The 1,942-nt window shown below is 62.6% G+C and carries 3 protein-coding genes and 1 pseudogene; all 4 read left to right on the top strand.

What is annotated here, in order from left to right; genetic code table 11:
- Nucleotides 1-165 (top strand): annotated as a pseudogene (locus RDN59_RS12180) (ribosome maturation factor RimM); the annotation flags it as partial.
- On the top strand, nucleotides 162-1,004 hold the full coding sequence (trmD, locus tag RDN59_RS12175; protein ID WP_308608064.1) for a tRNA (guanosine(37)-N1)-methyltransferase TrmD: 843 nt from the start codon (nucleotides 162-164) through the stop codon (nucleotides 1,002-1,004). The pseudogene RDN59_RS12180 and the gene trmD, both read left to right, overlap by 4 nt.
- Nucleotide 1,005: 1 nt before the next feature.
- Nucleotides 1,006-1,374, top strand: a complete 369-nt coding sequence (locus RDN59_RS12170) for a hypothetical protein (protein WP_308608063.1) — start codon at nucleotides 1,006-1,008, stop codon at nucleotides 1,372-1,374.
- Nucleotides 1,375-1,415: 41 nt separating this feature from the next.
- The coding region (locus RDN59_RS12165; protein WP_308608062.1) for a Tex-like N-terminal domain-containing protein at nucleotides 1,416-1,942 on the top strand (527 nt) is incomplete at its 3' end.

Here is a 1,942-nt window from a genome sequence, read left to right as displayed (position 1 = left end):
GAGGTGACCGGCGTGACGCACGGTCCCACGCAGTCCCTTCTGGAGGTCACGCTCACCGAAGGCAAAGAAGCACTCGTGCCCTTCGTGGAGGAGATCGTGCCGGAGGTCGATCTGGAGGCCGGGACCTGCACCATCACCCCGCCGGAAGGGTTGCTCGACCTATGAGGATTGACGTTCTCACCATTTTTCCGGAGTATCTCGACCCGCTGCGCCACGCACTGCTGGGCAAGGCCATCGAGCAGGAGAAGCTCGCGGTGGGCGTGCATGACCTGCGCCAGTGGGCCACCGACGTGCATAAATCCGTCGATGATTCTCCCTATGGGGGCGGCCCCGGCATGGTGATGAAACCTGAGGTGTGGGGGCCCGCGCTTGACGACGTCTCTTCCGGCACCGCCTCCACCCAGGACCTGCAAAGCGCGCTGCCGCACCTCAGTAAGCCGCGCCACGACGATATCCATGGCGTCGAGGCGCGCTCTTATGGCGAAAGTGAGAATTCGGACAAACCGCTCCTTATCGTGCCGACACCCGCGGGAGAGCCTTTTACTCAGGCCGATGCGCAAGCGTGGTCCGCGGAGGAGCATATTGTGTTTGCGTGCGGGCGCTACGAGGGCATCGATCAGCGCGTCGTCGACGATGCGCAGCACCGCTACCGCGTACGTGAGGTCTCCATCGGTGACTACGTGCTCATCGGCGGCGAGGTAGCTGTGCTGGTCATCGCCGAGGCCGTCGTGCGCCTCATCCCTGGCGTGTTGGGGAACCGGCGCTCGCACGAAGAAGATTCCTTCTCCGATGGTCTGCTGGAGGGGCCCAGCTACACCAAGCCGCGCGAGTGGCGTGGCCTCAAGGTTCCGGACGTGCTGACCTCCGGTGACCATGCCCGCGTGGACCGGTGGCGCCGCGAGCAGTCGCTGGCGCGGACGTGGCAGCGTCGCCCCGAGTTGCTGGATGCAGCGGAGCTAAGTGACGCCGATCGCGCCTACCTGGAAACCTTAAAGGAGGATTGAGATGGACGTCAGCACTGACTTGTCAATACTTATGACTGAGGCTGAATGGAACAAGGTCCTCAAGGACATGCCACAGCGTTTGCGTGAAGGCGGGGTCGAGCCGCAGGACATCAACGCCGAGGTCGTGTCATTTACCTGTGAACCCGACAACATCCTGGTCAACGAGTACATGGATAAGCACGGCCAGCCGCCGGTGAGCGAACACGTGTGGCGCGTCATCGTCAACGGCACCTCTGACCTGCCGCTGACCAAGGTCACCGCGGCCGTCGCGGACTGTTTGCCGCCGCACACATTGTGGTACGGGACCTCCGAGATCGGCCACACCGAATTTGGCCTGGGTACTTCCTGCGCGTGGCAGGGCGGGGTATAGGGTAGGAAGGTCTTTTAGTCCCCGACCCATAAAGAGGTTTTGTGAATATCGCAGCCACCATCGCTGGAGAGCTGGGTGTCAAAGAGCAGTTTGTCGAAGCCGCCCTCAAGCTCATGGCGGAGGGTAACACCGTTCCGTTCATCGCCCGTTACCGCAAGGAAGCCACCGGCGGGCTGGATGACTCGCAGCTGCGTATCATCGAGGAACGCTCGACCTACCTGCGGGAACTGGAGGAGCGCAAGGAAACGGTGCTCGCCGCGATTGAGGAGCAAGGCAAGCTCACCGATGAGCTGCGCGCACTGATCCAGGGCTGCGAGACCAAGGCGCGCCTGGAGGATTTGTACCTGCCATACAAGAAGCGCCGCAAGACCAAAGCGGATATCGCGCGTGAGGCCGGACTGGAGCCGCTGACCGACAAGCTCATCGAGAACCCTTCCGCGGACCCGGCTAAGCTGGCAGGGGAGTATCTCACCGAAGGTTTCGAGGAAACGAAGAAAGCCCTCGATGGCGCCCGCGCCATTCTGGTGGACCGCTTCGCACTGGATGCGGATCTCGTGGGCGAGGTGCG

This window comes from uncultured Corynebacterium sp. (genome assembly GCF_902489365.1).
Taxonomy (GTDB): domain Bacteria; phylum Actinomycetota; class Actinomycetes; order Mycobacteriales; family Mycobacteriaceae; genus Corynebacterium.
Note: the sequence above shows the minus strand (reverse complement) of the source record. Positions and strands in the feature narration are given on the sequence as shown.

What these genes read in the sequence shown, in the direction of transcription:
- trmD (WP_308608064.1), top strand. Translation starts at nt 162, where the DNA reads ATGAGGATTGACGTTCTCACCATTTTTCCGGAGTATCTCGACCCGCTG.
- RDN59_RS12170 (WP_308608063.1), top strand. Translation starts at nt 1,006, where the DNA reads ATGGACGTCAGCACTGACTTGTCAATACTTATGACTGAGGCTGAATGG.